A 906-nucleotide genomic window follows, 5' to 3' on the forward strand; every position below is an offset into this window, starting at 1 on the left:
AAAAAGATAGCCTTTATGGAGGTTCCTGCAATGTCAAATACATACCAGAAAAGAAAGGCAAGTAAAGAGTATGGTTTATATAATAAATGTAAGAAACTAAATGATGATGAATTATTTCGCTTACTTGATGATCGCAATTCCTTGAAAAGGATTTCATCTGCCAGAGTATTACAGTTAAGAGGGGGGCAAGACGCTGTTAGATTGGCAATTGAATTCTGCACTGACAAAAATTATATCCGTAGAGATATCGGAGCATTTATACTCGGGCAAATATAAATTTGCAAAAAATGCGAAGATAATGTTTTTAATATTTTGAACAATATGGCATTGAATGATAAGAGTGCTTGCGTTCGAGCTACGGCAATCGAGTCAACGGCCAGGGAAAGATCATCAAAAGTTCACTTTTTGCACTAAATAATTCGCATTTTATGTTTAAAAATTGAGATATTCCTTATTACCTGAAGCTGTTTTTTATTGCTTATACATGATCAAATACTCCTTACCTAATTAAGGAGAACAAAATGGAACTTAAAAAATTGATGGAACATATTTCTATTATCCCCGATTACAGACAAACCTGGAAAGTGGAACATAAATTATCGGATATTCTACTGTTGACTATTTGTGCCGTTATTTCTGGTGCAGAAGGTTGGGAAGATATAGAGGATTTTGGGGAAACACATCTCGATTTTTTGAAGCAATATGGTGATTTTGAAAATGGTATTCCTGTTCACGATACCATTGCCAGAGTTGTATCCTGTATCAGTCCTGCAAAATTTCACGAGTGCTTTATTAACTGGATGCGTGACTGCCATTCTTCAGATGATAAAGACGTCATTGCAATTGATGGAAAAACGCTCCGGCACTCTTATGACAAGAGTCGCCGCAGGGGAGCGATTCATGTCA

1 protein-coding gene and 1 pseudogene are annotated in these 906 nt (G+C 36.1%); both read left to right on the plus strand.

The features are described from left to right. Positions 1-30: 30 nt before the first annotated feature. Positions 31-381, plus strand: a pseudogene (locus FTE26_RS05995) (HEAT repeat domain-containing protein); the annotation flags it as partial. Positions 382-521: 140 nt separating this feature from the next. Next, positions 522-906, plus strand: a 385-nt coding sequence (locus tag FTE26_RS06000; protein WP_024200448.1) for an ISAs1 family transposase, incomplete at its 3' end; no start/stop codon positions are given.

This window comes from Escherichia sp. S10b (genome assembly GCF_028421345.1).
In the GTDB taxonomy this organism is placed as follows: Bacteria; Pseudomonadota; Gammaproteobacteria; order Enterobacterales; family Enterobacteriaceae; genus ECMA0423.